The organism is Kitasatospora sp. NPDC033851 (genome assembly GCF_055576085.1).
In genome coordinates, this window is the sequence record NZ_JBVIRL010000002.1 from 29,727 (window position 1) to 45,672 (window position 15,946).

Genomic DNA, 15,946 nt, shown 5'->3' on the forward strand with positions numbered 1-15,946 from the left:
CCGCCGGATCGGGGCGCTACGGGATCGGCGCGCGACCGGATCGGCGCGCGACCGGATCGGCGCGCGACCGGATCGGCGCGCGACCGGATCGGGGCGCTAGCGGACCTCCGAGAGCTTGGCGCGCAGCTGGAGGACGGACTTGGTGTGGATCTGGCTCACCCGACTCTCCGTCACCCCCAGCACCTGCCCGATCTCGGCAAGGGTGAGTCCCTCGTAGTAGTAGAGCGTCACGACGGTCTTCTCCCGCTCGGGAAGGGTGTTGACCGCCTGGGCCAGCAGTCTGCGCAGCTCGCGGTCCTCGGCCACCTCGACCGGGTTGTCCGCGCCGTGGTCCTCCAGGGTGTCCATCAGGCTCAGCCGGTCGCCGCCCTCCCCCACCGGGTGGAGCAGCTCGTCCAGGGCCACCACGTTGGCGAGCGACAGCTGGCTGAAGATGGCGTGCAGGTCCTCGATCGCGATGCCCATCTCGGCCGCGACCTCGGGCTCGTGCGGCGTCCGGCGCAGCCGGGCCTCCAGCGTCGCGTACGTCCGCTCGACCGCCTTCGCCTTCTGCCGCACCGAGCGCGGGATCCAGTCCAGGGCGCGCAGCTCGTCGATGATCGCGCCGCGGATGCGGCTGATCGCGTAGGTCTCGAACTTGATGGCGCGCTCGATGTCGAACTTCTCGATCGCGTCGATCAGCCCGAAGACCCCGGAGGAGACGAAGTCCGCCTGCTCGACGTTGGAGGGCAGGCCGACCCCGACCCGCCCCGCCACGTATTTGACGAGCGGTGAGTAGTGCAGGATCAGCTGCTCGCGCAGCCGCTGGTCGCCGGTCTCCTTGTAGGAGCGCCAGAGCTCTTCGAGCGCGCTGCGCCCCTGGGTCACGGCGTCCGGGCCGGCCTGTCCGGTGTCCGCGGGCGTGGCGGCTGGTGTCGCGGCGGATGTGTCGGCGGTTGTGTCCACCGGCGCGTCGCCGGCGCGGACCGCCTCGGTGCCCCGGGTCGCGTCCGCGGGCTGGCCTGGCACCACCGTCGGCCGGCCGCCCTGGCGCGACAGGCCGCCCATCGCCCCCGCCGACTTGGACGGGAACTCGGTCGCCGGGCGCCGCTCGGTCCTCGGCCCTCCCGAGGACCGAGCGCCACCGGTCACTCTGTGTCCGGGAATGTGTGTGGGCATGCGTTGGTCTGCGCCGTTCTGCCGAGTCATGTGCTGATAGGGAAGGCATGTGGAGCGTAGCGTGACCGACTCGCTGCAAAGCGCTACCGCCACTCGGTCGTCCCCCGATCCGGTGGCGTTCACTCACCGGATCCGGGCACACGAGCGGAAGACCCGGATCAGCAGGTCAGCCGGGCGGTTCGGACACGCCCTCCCTCGGCGCACGCGCGTTCCCTGCTCCGACGCTCACCTCCTCCGCACCATGCGCCAGTGCGCGCCGTGTCGCTCGACGTAGCCGAGCGAGCCCAACTCGTAGAGCCGCTGGAGCACTTCGTCCGGCGGGAGCCCGGACTGGCGGGCCAGTCGTTCGACCGGCGCGCCCTCCGCCGTCGCCGGTACGGCTTCCAGGACCCGGGCCACCGGGGGCTCCAGCAGGTCGCGCGGCAGCACCGGTCCACTGCGCTGCGGGGCCAGGTCGTCCCCGATCGCCCCGATCAGCTCGGTGATCTCGGCCGCGTCGGTGACCAGGGCGGCGGCGCCGCTGCGGATCAGGGCGTGCACCCCGGCCGAGAGCTCCGAGGTCACCGGGCCGGCGACGCCCATGGTGTGGCGGTTGAGGTCCCGCGCCCGCCTCGCCGTGCTCAGGGCTCCGCTGCGGACCGCCGCCTCGACCACCACGGTGCCCCGGGTGAGCGCCGCGATGACCCGGTTGCGTAGGACGAAGCGGAAGCGGTTCGGGTGCTCCCCGGGCGGGAGTTCACTGACCAGCAGACCCTGGACGCCGATCCGCCGGATCAGTTCGGCGTTCCCCTTCGGGTAGGCCACGTCGACTCCGCAGGCAAGCACCGCGACGGTCATCCCTCCGACGGCGAGTGCGCCGCGGTGGGCGGCCGCGTCGATCCCGTAGGCGGCGCCGGACACCACCACCCAACCGCGCTCGGCCAGTTGGGCCGACAGTTCCCCGGCGACGTGGGCGCCGTAGGCCGTGCAGGCCCGGGAGCCGACCATCGCGACCGAGCGGAGCGCGAGCAGCCTCAGCGAGCCGGTGCCGATCGTCCAGAGCCCGATGGGACGGCCGTCGCCCAGGTCATCGAGTTGGCTGGGCCATTCCGTGTCCCCCGGAATGATGAACCGCCCACCGGCGCGCCGTACCCGTTTCAGGTCCATCTCCGGGTCCAGCCCCGGGAGTCTCGCCTGGTACCCGGCCAGGCGGGCGGAATCCAGCCCGGGGTGGTCGGGCACCGTCCCGTCCCGGATCGCCTGGACCACGTCGACGGCGGGGAGCCGGCCGAGCCAGCGGCCGACCACCGCGTCCCCCGGTTCGCTGAGCCGGCTGAGCACGACGCGGGCGAGGCGCTCGGGATCGGGCGCTGTCGTGGCGTCGGTGGGATCGGTTGCTGGCCCGATCCGGAGCCGGGGCCCGAGCCCGGCTCCGGCTCCGGCTCCGCTGTGGGCTTGGGGGTGCCTCACCAACCGGTTCATGCCTCGCCCTCCGCGTTCTCCGTCTGCTCGGCACGTGTCCCGGGCCGGCCGCCGTCCGGCGGGCCGCCGCGCTGGGCCGGGATGCCCCCGAGCCGGCCGGTGCCCCGTTCGGTCAGCGCCAGCCCGTGCTCCACCCCGGTGCGCAGGACCAGGGCGGTGCGCAGGTCCCGCTGGTCAGGCCGGTCGCGGCCGGCGAGGTCGGCGACCGTCCAGGCGACCCGGAGCACCCGGTCCAGGCCCCGGGCGGTCAGCAGCCCCCGCTCCAGCTGGCGTGCGACATCGTTGAGCGCGCCGGGCGCGAGCTGCCACCGCGTGCGCAGCTCGTGGCCCGGGACCTCCCCGTTGGTCCGCCACGGGGTGTCCGCCAGCCGGGCCGCCGCCCGCTCCCGCGCGGCCAGCACCCGGGCCGCGACGGTCTCGGTGTTCTCCGCCGTGGTGTCCCGCTCCATGAGTTCGATCCTCGTCACCGGGGCGACCTGGACCTGGAGGTCGACCCGGTCCAGCAGTGGCCCGGAGAGCCTCCCCTGGTAGCGGCTGACCATCACCGGGGTGCACTCGCAGCCCTCGCCCCGCCGTGAGTGCCGGCCGCACGGACAGGGGTTGGCGGCCAGGCAGAGGAGGAAGCGGGCCGGGAGCCGGAGCGACCCGGCCGAGCGGGCGATCACCACTTCGCCCGACTCCAGCGGCTGGCGCAGTGCGTCGAGCACCCGGACCGGGAACTCCGGCGCCTCGTCCAGGAACAGCACGCCCCGGTGGGCCAGCGAGACGGCGCCCGGTCGCGGCAGGCCGCTGCCGCCGCCGACGATCGCGGGCATCGTGGTGGAGTGGTGCGGGGCGCAGTAGGGCGCGGTGTCGATCAGCGGGCGCCCGACCGGGAGCAGGCCGGCAACCGAGTGCACGGCAGTGACTTCCAGCGCTTCCTGCTGGGTCAGCGGCGGGAGCAGCGAGGGCAGCCGCTCCGCCAGCATGGTCTTGCCCGCGCCCGGCGGACCCTTCAGGTAGAGGTGGTGTCCTCCGGCGGCGGCGATCTCCAGGGCTCGCCGCGCCTCGTACTGGCCGGCCACGTCGGCCATGTCGAGGCGGGCCGCCTTGTCCTCGGACAGGCCCCGCACGCTCGCGCTGGGCAGCATCAGCCCGGCCATCAGCGGGTCCGGTCGGCCTCCGATCGGATCGGGCGGCTCCTCCGGCGGCGGCGCTCCGGTCAGGATCGCGACCAGCTGGCGCAGGCTGCGGACGCCGATCACCGTCACCCCGGGGACGAGCGAGGCCTCGGGCGCGGTCTGCTCGGCGACCACGACCCGTTCGTAACCGGCATCGGCGGCGGCCAGCACCGACGGGAGCACGCCGCGGACCGGCCGCACCCGGCCGTCCAGCCCCAGCTCGCCGATGATCAGCAGCTCGGCGATGGACGACGGGTCGAGCCGCTCGGCGGCGGCCAGCACGGCGCAGGCCACCGCGAGGTCGAAGCCGCTGCCGCTCTTGGGCACCGAGGCGGGGCTGAGGCCGACCGTCAGCTTGCGCTGCGGCCAGGCCTCGCCGCTGTTCACCACCGCGGCGCGGACCCGGTCGCGGGACTCGGTGAGCGCCTTGTCGGGCAGGCCGACCAGGGTGAACGCGGCCACCCCGGGCTCCAGATCGGCCTGGACCTCGACGATCACCCCGTCGACGCCGACCAGCGCGACGGAACAGGTTCGGGCGAAGGCCATCTCAGACCACCCCCCGCAGGTGGTCGACCAGGGCCGCACCCCGCGCCCGGTTGACCACGGCGACCAGGTCGATCCGCACCCCACCCGGCGGGGCGGGCGGCCAGTGCGGATCCGTCGGCGCCACGTCGTCGTCGGCCCCGGCCAGCCGGGCGAAGTGACCGGGCCAACGCTCGGCCATCCAGCGCTCGGCCAGGCGTTGCAGCCGGGCGGCCTTGGCCTGGTCGATGGCCTCGGTGGGCTGCTGGAAGCCCCGCTCGGAGCGGGTCTTCACCTCGCAGACCGCCACGGTGTCGCCGTCGAGGGCGACGATGTCCAGCTCGCCCTCGACGCAGCGCCAGTTGCGGTCCAGGATGCGGAGCCCGGCCTCCGCGAGGCGGCGGGCGGCGACCCGCTCCCCGTAGCGGCCGAGCGCGTTCCTGGTGCTGCGGTCCGGGATCCCCCGCGGCTTCTTCCCGGGCGCGGCCTGCTCCGGTACGGCCGTGTCCGGCGCGGTCGGGTCGGCTACGGCCGTGCTCGGTGCGACCTGCTCCGGTACGGCCTGGTCCTGCTCGACGGTGTGCTGCATGGTGACCACCTCCGCCGAGGAGGCTGCACCACCGCGCACGGCGGGGCCCGGAAATTCCGTTTCCCTGTGGATAACTCGGACCTGTGGACAACTTCTGTCACCCGCAGGGGTGAGAAGCCCCGATCCCGCGAAATTCGGCTGGACAACGCGGGCCGGAGTCGTTCAACGTCAGTTCCCGAAGCCGGACTCGTCCGAGGGCAGCTCCAGGTCGCTCTTCGCGAGTTCCTCGATGTTCACGTCCTTGAAGGTCAGCACCCGGACCTTGCGGACGAACCGGGCCGGCCGGTACATGTCCCAGACCCACGCATCCGCCATCGACACCTCGAAGAACACCTCGCCCTGGACCGAGTGCACCTGCAGCTCGTAGTCATTGGTGAGGTAGAACCGTCGCTCGGTCTCGATCACGTACTTGAACAGGCCGACGACGTCCCGGTACTCCCGGTAGAGCTTGAGCTCCATCTCGGTCTCGTACTTCTCGAGATCTTCGGCACTCATCCAGGCGTCCCCTCAACTTGTCACGTCCACCCATTGTGGACCACCGCACCCACGGTCAGAGCCGCACCGGGTCCACCGGCGGGCCCTCGGCCAGCAGCCGTGCCAGGAAGTCCGCCAGGCCGGCCGGATAGACCGTCTCGCCGGTCCCCCTCAGTTCCTCGACCGTCCACCAGCGCGCCGCGAGCAACTGGGCGTGCTCGTCCGCGCCCATGCCCGAGTGGTCCAGGCCCGTCTCCGTGGTCCGGGCCAGGTGGAACCACTGTTCCTGCTCGAAGCGCTGTCCCTGAAAGGAGAACGACACCGTGCCGTACGCCACCAAGGGCCCCAGGTCCACGCCCCGCAAGCCGGTCTCCTCCGCGAGCTCCCGCTCGGCGGCCTCGCGCACGTCCTCCCCTGCTTCCAAGCCTCCCCCGGGCGTGAACCACCATGTCTCCCCCGGGACGGCCGGGTCGGCGCCCAGGAAGAGGAGGATGCGGTCCAGCCCGTCCAGCAGCAGGATCCGCGCCGCCCGGCGACGCTGTGCTGTCATGGCTGCGCTCCACGCTCCTTCCGTTCGCATCGGTGGCGCTACCGATCCTGCCACCCGACGCCGCCGTTCGGGGCGATGTTCGCCAGAGCGGCCCGCGCCGCGACGGCCCCGCTCAGGAGCTGCGCCCCCGGCGGAGCCGGCGGGCCAGGCCCGCCACCCCGCCCACCGCCGAGGTCACCAGGATCAGCGCCGCGCCGGCGACGGTGGCGTAGGCGGCGGGCTCCAGCGGGCCGGGCTGCGACGCCCTCGGCCCCGTGAAGCCGTCGAAGGCCGTGGTCCGGTCGAGCAGGCCCGTCCGGCCGAAGGGCTTCAGGGTGGCCTCGACCCTGGCCTCGATGACGTCGGCCGGGACGGTCCCGCCGTCGACCTCCAGGTGGGTGCGGGAGTCGAGCGAGCCGACCCGGTTGTCGCCGAGGAGGAACAGCCGGCCCTGCGGCACCGTCACGCTGAACGACTCGCCCTGGCGGCCCTGCGTCGCGAGGTAGGGCTCGTCCACCGGCTGTCCGTTGACCGTCAGCCGACGGTTGTCCCCGCTGGTTGCGACGGTGTCCCCGCCGACCGCGACCACGCGCTTGACCATGAGCTCGCCGCCCCAGGCCTGGTCCCGGAAGACCACCACGTCCCCCCGGCCGACTTTCCCGCCGTCGGCCTTGCGGGCCAGCACGGTGTCTCCGACCTGCAGCGTCGGGTGCATCGAGGCGGTCGGGATGTTGTACGGCCGGTAGTCGATCGCGATCAGGGCGAAGCCGCCGATCATCAGCACCAGCCCGAGCGCCAGCGCGACGCCCTGCAGCACTGCGGCGAAGCGACGGCGCTCACGGGCGGGCGCGGCCGGGCGATCGGCCGTCTGCTCCACGACACTGCTCATCGACACCGTCCACCTCTGGCCTACCGGAGAACACCACTGGCACGCCGGAGGCACCGGCGGGAACGCCGACGGGCCGTGGCACGTCCGAGCAGATTACTCGTCGGTACCACGGCCCGCGCAAGAGTCGGGGACAACCCGGTGGAGCTCAGGACTCCTTGCGGCGCTCCACCCGGACTCGCACCCGGCGCACCAGCGGAAGCAGGGCGACAGCCCCCACCGCACCGACCACGGGGGGCGCCATGGGCGCGGCCGCCGCCAGGCCCTTCTGGTCGAAGGTGTCCGGCACCGACAGCGTCGACCAGTGGTTGATCGGCCAGGCCACCACGAAGGCACGCCCGATCACGTTGTCCACCGGGACGGTGCCGCCGCCCGGCTGGTCCATGTGGAAGCGGGAGTCCAGCGAGTTGGCGCGGTGGTCGCCCATCACCCAGATCCGCCCCTTGGGTACCTTGACCGGCTGGAAGGGGTGGTCACCACAGGGGGTGTTGCCCGGGTAGACGTACGGCTCGTTGAGCGCGACGCCGTTGACCTTGACCGGCCCCTCGCCCTCGCACTCGACGGTGTCCCCGCCGACCGCGATGACCCGCTTGATCAGGTCCTTCTCATTGGTGGAGGGCATCAGACCGACGAAGCTGAGCACGTCCTGAACGCCGCGGACGAAGGAGTTGCTGCTCTGCTGGGTCGGCTCGTCGTTCAGCCAGCCGCCCGGGTCGTGGAACACCACGACCTCGCCGCGCTCGGGCTCGGCCCCGAACCAGGGGGTCAGCTTGTCCACCAGGACGCGGTCGCCGACCTGCAGCGTGTTCTGCATCGACTCCGACGGAATGGAGAACGCCTGGACGAAGAAGGTCTTGATCACGAGCGCGAGGATCAGCGCGATCCCGATCAGGATCGGCAGCTCCTTCCAGAAGGAGCGCGGCTTGCGCGGCTTGGCCGGAGACTCCGACTCCGATCCGTCCACCGACCCGGTCTCCGGGTGCGAGGGTTCCGGCGAGTCCTCGGCCCCCGTGCCCTGCTCGTCGGCGGTCTGGGCCGCGGCGTCGTCGACCGCGGCCGAGGACGCCGAGGACTCGGCGGACCGGGCCACCCGACGACCTGGGCCTTCGGGCTCTCCGGCGCCCGAACGGGCACCGATCACCAAATCCCCCACAACGTCTCCTCCCTGCTGTGCGGACGCCCGCGCGCCCGCGCTCAGAGTGCCGCACAGCGGGCACCACGCTCACCATGACCATGAACGCCTCAGGGCTGCCCACCGCGGGCTCCCCTGACACCAGCACAGTCTCGGCGCGCGACCCGGAACCACTCCCGGCCGCACCTGCACTTCTCTATCACTCCAAGGCATCCGGCTCGCGGTCCCACACGCGAGGCCCGGCCGGTCGGCGGCCGACGCGGCTCACTCCGGAGGCCGCCCCGGCCGACGACCGACGAGCGGAAGGATGCCCAACACACCCATAACGAGCGGAGGTTCCACAGGAACCGGCCCAACGCCCACGGATTCCGCGGTAGTTCCTCCGGCCTGCGGAGCCCGGGCGAGAGAGGAGAGTGAACTCGGCACATCGAGTTGATGGAAGCGGTCCAGCGGCCAGGCGATCACGAACGCGCGACCGACCACACCGCTCAGCGGGATCGTGCCCTGGCCCGGATTGCCCATGTGGAAGCGGGAGTCGGCGGAGACGTCGCGGTGGTCGCCCATGACCCAGAGCCGCCCCTGCGGCACCTTCACCTTGAAGGGCTGCCGGGACGGCGGGTTGCCGGGTGCGAGGTAGGTCTCGTCCACCGGGTGCCCGTTGACGCTGAGCCGCCCCTGCGCGTCGCAGCACTCGACGGTGTCCCCGCCGACGCCGATCACCCGCTTGATCAGGTCCTGCTCGTTGTCGGACGGCAGCAGTCCGACAAAGGTCAGCGCCTGCTTGGCCGCACCCAGCACCGGGCCGTCGTCGGAGGGCTTGTGGTCGTTCTCCAGCCAGCCGCCCGGGTCCTTGAAGACCACCACGTCGCCGCGCTGCGGCTCACTGCCGAACCAGGGGGTCAACTTGTCCACCAGCACCCGGTCCCCGATCCGGATGGTCTGCTCCATCGAACCCGAGGGGATCACGAACACCTGGACCAGGAAGGTCTTTATCACCAGCGCCACCAGCAGGGCCACCAGGATGATCATCGGGACCTCGCGCACCAGCGACCGCTTGCGTCGGCGAGCCGCCCGACGGGCGCTGCGGCGACGCTCGGCCCGGCCGCGCACCGACCGGGCCACGGCGGGCCCGGCGCCCTCCGGCCCACCGTTGTCCGGCTCGCGGGCCGGGCGGTCGGCGAGCCGACCCCTACCTCTGGTCCCCATGACCACCCGTCCCCGCAGTCGCGGCGAAAGCCGCGGGCCGGTCCAGGCTGGTCCAGCGCGAGAACGGGTAGACCACCCAGTCCGCCCGGCCGATCACCTTCTCCTCGGGCACGAAGCCGCCGCCGGGCTCGCCGAGGTGGTCGCGGGAGTCACGGGAGGCCCTGCGATGGTCGCCCATCACCCACAGTTCGCCGGCCGGCACCACCACGTCGAAGGCCACGCTCGACGGGTCGTTCCCCGGGGCCAGGTAGGAGGTCTCGTCCACCGGCACGCCGTTGACGGTGATCGGCGCACCCGGGCCGGCACTGGTCACCCGGTCGCCGCCGACGCCGATCACGCGCTTGACGTAGATGGTGTTCCCGGCCGGGGCCAGCCCGAGGTCCTGGGCGAGCGAACGCGCGCCGTCCCAGAAGCCCTGCGGCTGCGCGGACTCCCGCAGGAAGGAGCCCCTCCCGTCGAAGACCACGATGTCGCCCCGTTGGGGGTGGCCGCCGAAGGCGTAGGCGAGCTGGTTCGCGATCAGCCGGTCGCCCGGTCGCAGGGTGTCCTCCATCGACCCGGAGGGCACCGCGAACGGACGCGCGACGAAGGCGTTCACCAGGAGCAGGGCCGCCAGGCAGATCCCCACCAACAGCAGCAGGTCGCGCGAACGCGAGTGGCCGGGCTCCTCGTCCTGCTCCGAGCCCTCCTCGGCCTGACTCTCCTCGCCCCGACTCTCCGCGGCCTGGCTCTCCTCGGCGGTGCGCGCGGAAGCGGCAGTAGCCGGACCGGTCGCCGTGTCCTCGGAAACGACCGCGGAAACGACCGAAGCGGCCCCGGTAACCGCCCCGGACACGACCGCGGACCGCGACAGCGAGTCCGCACCGGAGGGTGCGGGACTGCTGTCGCGGTCCGCGGGTGGTTCGTGCGTGCTCATCGGGGGGTGAGCTTACCTTGCGGTCTCTCGGTCCCCTTGAGCGCTCCGATCCCCCGGCGAGGCCGGGGGCCGGTGGATCAGCGGTCGCGCTTCTCCTTGATCTTCGCGGCCTTGCCGCGGAGGTCACGCAGGTAGTACAGCTTGGCGCGGCGAACCGCACCGCGGGTCACGACCTCGATCTTCTCGACGACCGGGGTGTGCACCGGGAAGGTGCGCTCCACGCCGACGTTGAAGCTGACCTTGCGAACGGTGAAGGTCTCACCGATGCCGGCGCCGTGGCGGCGGATGACGACGCCCTGGAAGACCTGGACACGGGAGCGGTTGCCCTCGATGACCCGGACGTGGACCTTCAGGGTGTCACCGGCGCGGAAGGCCGGAATGTCGCTACGCAGCGAAGCCGCGTCGACAGCAGCGAGCTTGTTGCTCATGTTGCTCTCCATCGCAGGCGCCACGGGCCGCCCACGGAAAATCGTCACAATGGGGTTTGCTGCGGGCCGCATCGGCTGACGGCGAGCCCCCCGTGGCGGGGGCGCCGGTCCACGTGCCCCCTACGAGAGGGTGCCAGCGACAGACAGCAGCGGCCTATTCTTCCACACCACCGGCCACGGACCGAAATCGGCCGAGCTGTTCATCCCAGGCCAGGCCGAGGATGCTGAGCGCCTCCCGCTCCTTCTTGTCGAAGGCGCCGTACTGCCAGCGTTCGACCAGGTCGGGACGGTTCGCCAGGGTACGGGCGAAGGCCTGCTCGCGCCGCCAACGGGCGATCCGGCCGTGGTTGCCGCTGAGCAGCACGTCCGGCACGGTGCGGCCGCGCCACTCGGCGGGCTTGGTGTAGACCGGCCCCTCCAGCAGGTCGGCCATCGCGCCCGGCGCGAAGGAGTCGTCGCGGTGGGACTCGGCGTTGCCGAGCACCCCGGGCAGCAGTCGGGCGATCGCCTCGACCATGACCAGCACCGCGACCTCGCCGCCGGCCAGCACGTAGTCGCCGATCGAGGCCTCGACCACCGGCATCCGGGTGGCCGCCTCCTCGATCACCCGGCGGTCGATGCCCTCGTACCGCGCGGGGGTGAAGGCCAGCCAGGGGCGGCCGGCCAGCTCCTGGGCGAGCTCCTGGGTGAACGGGCGCCCGCTCGGGGTCGGCACGACCAGGGTGGGCACCTCGCCCTCGGGCCCGCCGGCGACCACCGCGTCCAGCGCCTCGCCCCACGGCTCGGGCTTCATCACCATGCCGGGGCCGCCGCCGTACGGGCTGTCGTCCACCGTGCGGTGCACGTCGTGGGTCCACTCGCGCAGCTCGTGGACGTGCACGTCCAGCTGGCCGCGCGCGCGGGCCTTGCCGACCAGCGAGATGTTCAGCGGCTCCAGGTACTCGGGGAAGATCGTGACGACGTCGATCCGCATGCCGCTCTGCACACCGCCGCTCTCCTCGACGGTCACTCCGACTCCTCCGAACCGTCGGCGGGCTCGGCGGGCGCAGCGGCCTCGGCAGCCTCAGCGGTCTCAGCGGTCTCAGGGCCCTCGGCCGAGGACGTACCGGCGACCTCCGCCTGCTCCAGGTCGATCAGCCCGGGCGGCGGGGTGATCACCGCGCGCTGGTTCTCCAGGTCGATGGTCGGCACGATCTGGCTGACGAAGGGCACCAGCACCTCGGTCCCGTCGGGCCTCTCCACCGTGAGCAGGTCCTGGTACGGCAGGTGGAGCACCTCGGTCAGCTCGCCGACCAGGGTGCCGTCGAGCAGCACCACGTCCAGGCCGATCAGCTGGTGGTCGTAGTACTCCTCCGGATCGTCGGGGCGCTCCTCCGGGTCGACCTCGGAGATGAGCAGGGTGCCCCGGAGTGCCTCGGCCGCGTTGCGGTCCTTGACGCCGACGAAGCGCAGCAGCAGCCGGCCGCTGTGCACCCGGCCGGACTCGATGGTCAGCGGCCCGGCCGACGCGGGGTCGGTGAGCAGGACGGCACCCGGGCCGAGCCGGAGCTCCGGCTCGTCGGTGCGGACCTCGACGCTGACGTCCCCCCTGATGCCGTGGGCACGGCCGATCTTGCCGACGACGAGCTGCACGGTGATCGTTCTCCTGGAGTTCCTGAGCCGAAACGAGAGCCCGACGAAATGCGAAGGGCCGGTGCGAAGGGCTGGTGCGGTGGGGTGGTGCGATGCCCCGAAGGGGTGGTGCGAACGGGTGGTGCGGGAAACGAGAAAAGGCCGACCGGGACGACATGCGTCCCGGTCGGCCCCAAGCCCTGACGGCTGAACGAGCAGCTGCGTCAGCGAATGTTGTCCACGTCGACCAGGTCGACCCGGACGTTGCGACCGCCGAGGGCGCCGACCACGGTGCGCAGAGCGCGCGCCGTGCGGCCACCCCGGCCGATCACCTTGCCGAGGTCATCGGGGTGCACTCGCACCTCGATGGTGTTGCCCCGACGCAGGTTGCGCGAACGCACCTGCACCTCGTCGGGGTGCTCGACGATGCCCTTCACCAAGTGGTCGAGGGCGTCCTCGATCACGCTCAGGCCTCGGCGGCGGCGTCGGCCTCAGCCTCGACCTTGTCCGACTTCTTGGCCTTCGGGGTGATGGCGACACCGGTGGTGGCGTCCTCGAAGCCGGCGACGGCCTTCGCGAACAGGTGCGAGAAGTCCTCGACCTTCGGCTCCGCGACCAGCAGCGGCGCCGGGGCCGGCAGGCCCTTGAACTTCTGCCAGTCGCCGGTCAGCTTCAGGATGGCGAGCACCGGCTCGGTCGGCTGGGCGCCGACGGACAGCCAGTACTGGGCGCGGTCGCTGTCGACCTCGATCTTCGAGGGGTTGTAGGTCGGCTGGTAGATGCCGATCTCCTCGATCGCGCGACCGTCACGCTTGGTGCGGGCGTCGGCGACGACGATGCGGTAGTGCGGGGAGCGAATCTTGCCGAGACGCTTCAGCTTGATCTTGACTGCCACGGGAGTGGGTTCTCCTGGTGTTGACGTGGGTGAGCGGGCTCGCCTCGCGTGGGGTTGCGGGGTGGACCGTTCAAGGGACACGCCAGCCGTAGGAGAGAGGGGTCCTGTCTCGGCTGCCGAGTACTCAGCTGTCCATTCTGCCATACCGGCGCGAACCGCCCGCACACGGCCCGGGAACGGATCAGGGCTCGACCGGGAGCCCCCGCTCCCGGTCCAGCCCACGGACTCACCGCTGTTGTACTGCCCTGCCGTTGTTCTGCTCATAGCGCTTGGACCGCTCGTAGCGCTCGGACTGCTCGTAGCGCCTGTACCGCTCTGCCGGTCCGCCGTGCGACCGCTCGCTCCGGCCGGACCGCTGCCCGCACAGCAGTCCCGCCGGCCCGCCGACCACTTACGTGATCTTGAACGGCTGCTGGCACGCGCCGCAGACGATGGACGCCTGCGCGAGCACCGACGGAACGACCCGGACGTTGCGTCCGCAGCCGCAAACCGCCTTGACCCGGACGCCGCCCCCGGAGGAGCCGTGCCGGGCGGCCGGGCCGCGGAAGGCACGCGTCACGCCGTCGCCGGCCACCGCTTCCTGGTGCGCGCCGAGGGCGCGGTCCAGACGCTCGATGGTTCCTGCGTAGCGTTCCTGGGTCTCCTTGAGCATGGTCACCTGGGAGAAGCCGCTACTCGCGTGCGGCTCCACCGGGTGCGCCAGGCCCAGCTCGGAGGCGAGCATCAGGAAGCGCCGGTTGTGGTAGCGGCCGGCCCGCGAGGTGTCCCGGATATCCCGGGCCGCGGCCAGACCGTGGGCAGCCTCGTGGAGGAGCCGCTCGAAACCGAGCCGCGTGCCACAGGCCGAGGAGGATTCACCGATCAGGGCCTCAGGCGAGGCCAGGTCGGGGAGATCCTGGTGGTAGGCCTGGATGTCGCTCCAGGCGGCGGCCAGTTCGGCCGCGAGGACGAGGGGCTGTGTCGTGCTCACGCTAGACCAACGATGGAGTGCGAGCCGATGTTCCGCATGTTTCCGTCCTCCGGGAATTCACAGGGAACTCCCAGGAATGCAAGGCGGCGCGCGAATTGCACGCTCCGGATCTGACGCAAGACCAACCCCCTGCCGGTTTCGGCCCGTCCCACGGTCGGCGGGCCTGGTGAATTCCGCCCCGGGCGGCGGGCTGTCGCCCCCAGGACGTACGGCCCGTGGTCCCGCCTGATTGACAGGGCCACGGGCCGTACACCGTACCGCTATTCCGTTAATACCGGGAGTTGACCGGCCAGTAGGGATGTCCGCTGCCGGGAGTCCCCCGAAGGAGTTACCGGATTCTTACCCATCCGCATTACGGGCAAATGTCGCCGCCAACGGTCATTACCTACAGGTAACAGACAACCGGCGGACATCCCGGATCGCGGAAGACCCGCGAAACGGCCGCCTGAACCGAACCCCGGATCGAACCCGGAACCGGACACGGGTGCGAACCGGGAACGGGTGTCGGAACCGGATCGATGTCAGTACGCGCGGGCGACGATCGCGATATTGCCGTCCTGGTCGTCCGACTGCGGCACCGAACCGTCGGCCGCGACGATGCAGCGCACCGTGACGCCCTGCTCGGCCAGCTTGGCCTCGCCCTCCGCGCCGAGGTCGGCCCAGGAGATCCGGCCCCAGCCGGTCGCGGCGGCCTCGACGGCCTCGTCGATGGTCTTGACGTCGACCGTGCGGGACTCGCGGCGCTCGCGGGACTGGCGCAGCAGCAGCGCCTGGTCCTCCTCCAGCACGCCCGGGAGCAGCGCGGCCAGGGCGTCGATGGAGACCGGCTCCTTGCCGCCCGGGATGCGGCGGGCCAGCATCGCGGTGCCGTTCTCCAGGTCGCGCGGACCGACCTCGATGCGCAGCGGAACGCCCTTGAGCTCCCAGTCGACGGCGCGGCGGCCGAACGGGGTGTCGGTGCGGTCGTCGACCACGACCCGGATGCCGGCGGCCTCCAGCTGCGCGCCGATCTCGCGGACCTTGGCGATGACCGCGTCGTCGCCCTTGATCGCGAGCACGACGGCCTGGACGGCGGCCAGGCGCGGGGGAACCCGCAGGCCGTTGTCGTCGCCGTGGGACATGATCAGGCCGCCGACCATGCGGGTCGAGACGCCCCAGGAGGTCTGCCAGACGTGCTCGCGCTCGGCGCCCTGCAGCTGGTAGGTGGTGTTGAACGCCTTGGCGAAGTTCTGGCCCAGCTCGTGGCTGGTGCCCATCTGCAGCGCCTTGCCGTCGCCCATCATCGCCTCGAGGGTGAGGGTGTTGATGGCGCCGGCGAAGCGCTCCTTGGCGGTCTTGCGGCCGAGCACGACGTCGATGCCGAGCACGTTGGTCATGAAGTCGCCGTAGACCTGGGTGTGGATCATCGCCGCGTACGCACGGGCGTCCTCGTACGTGGCGTGGGCGGTGTGGCCCTCCTGCCAGAGGAACTCGGTGGTGCGCAGGAAGACACGCGGGCGCAGCTCCCAACGGACCACGTTGGCCCACTGGTTGATCAGCAGGGGCAGGTCGCGGTGGCTCTGCACCCACTTCGAGAAGTACTCGTTGATGATCGTCTCGGAGGTGGGCCGGACGACGACCGGCTCGTCCAGCTGCTTGCCGCCGCCGTGGGTGACCACCGCGAGTTCGGGTGCGAAGCCCTCGACGTGCTCCGCTTCCTTGGTCAGGTAGGACTGCGGGATGAACATCGGGAAGTAGGCGTTCTGCGCGCCGGCCTTCTTGATCCGGGCGTCCATCTCCTGCTGCATCCGCTCCCACAGGCCGTAGCCGTACGGTCGGATGACCATGGTGCCGCGCACCGGACCGTTGTCGGCCAGCTCGGCCTTGTTGATGAGGTCCTGGTACCAGCGCGGGAAGTCTTCCGCCTGAGGGGTGAGAACGGGTGCCTTAGCCATGGGGCGAATGGTACGGGGAGCGACCCCCTGACTTCGAATCGGTATCACACCCCCGGCCGGTGACGGACCGGGCCG

Annotated in this window: 17 protein-coding genes; all 17 read right to left on the bottom strand. The window is 71.7% G+C overall.

Annotation, left to right across the window (positions count from 1 at the left end; genetic code table 11):
- Window positions 1-96: 96 nt before the first annotated feature.
- Window positions 97-1,131, bottom strand: a complete 1,035-nt coding sequence (gene whiG / locus ACZ51D_RS03350; RefSeq protein ID WP_465622244.1) for an RNA polymerase sigma factor WhiG — start codon at window positions 1,129-1,131, stop codon at window positions 97-99.
- Between the two features lie 252 nt (window positions 1,132-1,383).
- A complete protein-coding gene (gene dprA, locus ACZ51D_RS03355; protein WP_465622246.1) occupies window positions 1,384-2,607 on the bottom strand; it encodes a DNA-processing protein DprA in 1,224 nt (407 codons plus the stop codon).
- A gap of 8 nt (window positions 2,608-2,615) precedes the next feature.
- The gene (locus ACZ51D_RS03360; protein WP_465622248.1) at window positions 2,616-4,325 is read right to left on the bottom strand and encodes a YifB family Mg chelatase-like AAA ATPase; all 1,710 of its coding nucleotides are present in this window, start codon (window positions 4,323-4,325) and stop codon (window positions 2,616-2,618) included.
- A 1-nt stretch (window position 4,326) separates the two neighbouring features.
- Window positions 4,327-4,761, bottom strand: coding sequence for a YraN family protein (locus ACZ51D_RS03365; protein WP_360504712.1), 435 nt, complete (start codon window positions 4,759-4,761; stop codon window positions 4,327-4,329).
- A gap of 297 nt (window positions 4,762-5,058) precedes the next feature.
- On the bottom strand, window positions 5,059-5,385 hold the full coding sequence (locus ACZ51D_RS03370) for a DUF2469 domain-containing protein (protein ID WP_030056781.1): 327 nt from the start codon (window positions 5,383-5,385) through the stop codon (window positions 5,059-5,061).
- A 55-nt stretch (window positions 5,386-5,440) separates the two neighbouring features.
- A complete protein-coding gene (locus ACZ51D_RS03375) occupies window positions 5,441-5,914 on the bottom strand; it encodes an NUDIX hydrolase (protein ID WP_465622249.1) in 474 nt (157 codons plus the stop codon).
- Window positions 5,915-6,026: 112 nt separating this feature from the next.
- Window positions 6,027-6,782 carry a signal peptidase I gene (lepB, locus tag ACZ51D_RS03380; protein WP_465622250.1) on the bottom strand — a complete coding sequence of 252 codons (756 nt, stop codon included), beginning with the start codon at window positions 6,780-6,782 and terminating at the stop codon, window positions 6,027-6,029.
- 145 nt (window positions 6,783-6,927) lie between these two features.
- Entirely contained in the window at window positions 6,928-7,869 is a 942-nt protein-coding gene (gene lepB / locus ACZ51D_RS03385) for a signal peptidase I (protein WP_465622252.1), read from the bottom strand.
- A gap of 306 nt (window positions 7,870-8,175) precedes the next feature.
- Window positions 8,176-9,117: a signal peptidase I gene (lepB, locus tag ACZ51D_RS03390; RefSeq protein WP_465622253.1), complete on the bottom strand. Its 942-nt coding sequence runs from the start codon at window positions 9,115-9,117 to the stop codon at window positions 8,176-8,178.
- On the bottom strand, window positions 9,101-10,033 hold the full coding sequence (lepB, locus tag ACZ51D_RS03395; protein WP_465622255.1) for a signal peptidase I: 933 nt from the start codon (window positions 10,031-10,033) through the stop codon (window positions 9,101-9,103). The genes lepB (ACZ51D_RS03390) and lepB (ACZ51D_RS03395) overlap by 17 nt, the downstream gene beginning before the upstream one ends.
- Before the next feature lie 77 nt (window positions 10,034-10,110).
- Window positions 10,111-10,461, bottom strand: a complete 351-nt coding sequence (rplS, locus tag ACZ51D_RS03400; RefSeq protein ID WP_030306736.1) for a 50S ribosomal protein L19 — start codon at window positions 10,459-10,461, stop codon at window positions 10,111-10,113.
- A gap of 154 nt (window positions 10,462-10,615) precedes the next feature.
- The gene (gene trmD / locus ACZ51D_RS03405; RefSeq protein WP_465622392.1) at window positions 10,616-11,434 is read right to left on the bottom strand and encodes a tRNA (guanosine(37)-N1)-methyltransferase TrmD; all 819 of its coding nucleotides are present in this window, start codon (window positions 11,432-11,434) and stop codon (window positions 10,616-10,618) included.
- A gap of 32 nt (window positions 11,435-11,466) precedes the next feature.
- Window positions 11,467-12,093, bottom strand: a complete 627-nt coding sequence (gene rimM, locus ACZ51D_RS03410; protein ID WP_465661074.1) for a ribosome maturation factor RimM — start codon at window positions 12,091-12,093, stop codon at window positions 11,467-11,469.
- Between the two features lie 203 nt (window positions 12,094-12,296).
- Window positions 12,297-12,536: an RNA-binding protein gene (locus ACZ51D_RS03415; RefSeq protein ID WP_030056773.1), complete on the bottom strand. Its 240-nt coding sequence runs from the start codon at window positions 12,534-12,536 to the stop codon at window positions 12,297-12,299.
- Between the two features lie 2 nt (window positions 12,537-12,538).
- Complete coding sequence (gene rpsP / locus ACZ51D_RS03420) at window positions 12,539-12,967, bottom strand: 30S ribosomal protein S16 (RefSeq protein ID WP_360504647.1); 429 nt, start codon at window positions 12,965-12,967, stop codon at window positions 12,539-12,541.
- 391 nt (window positions 12,968-13,358) lie between these two features.
- A complete protein-coding gene (locus ACZ51D_RS03425; RefSeq protein ID WP_360504645.1) occupies window positions 13,359-13,937 on the bottom strand; it encodes a hypothetical protein in 579 nt (192 codons plus the stop codon).
- 521 nt (window positions 13,938-14,458) lie between these two features.
- Entirely contained in the window at window positions 14,459-15,871 is a 1,413-nt protein-coding gene (proS, locus tag ACZ51D_RS03430) for a proline--tRNA ligase (RefSeq protein ID WP_465622258.1), read from the bottom strand.
- Between the last annotated feature and the right edge of the window lie 75 nt (window positions 15,872-15,946).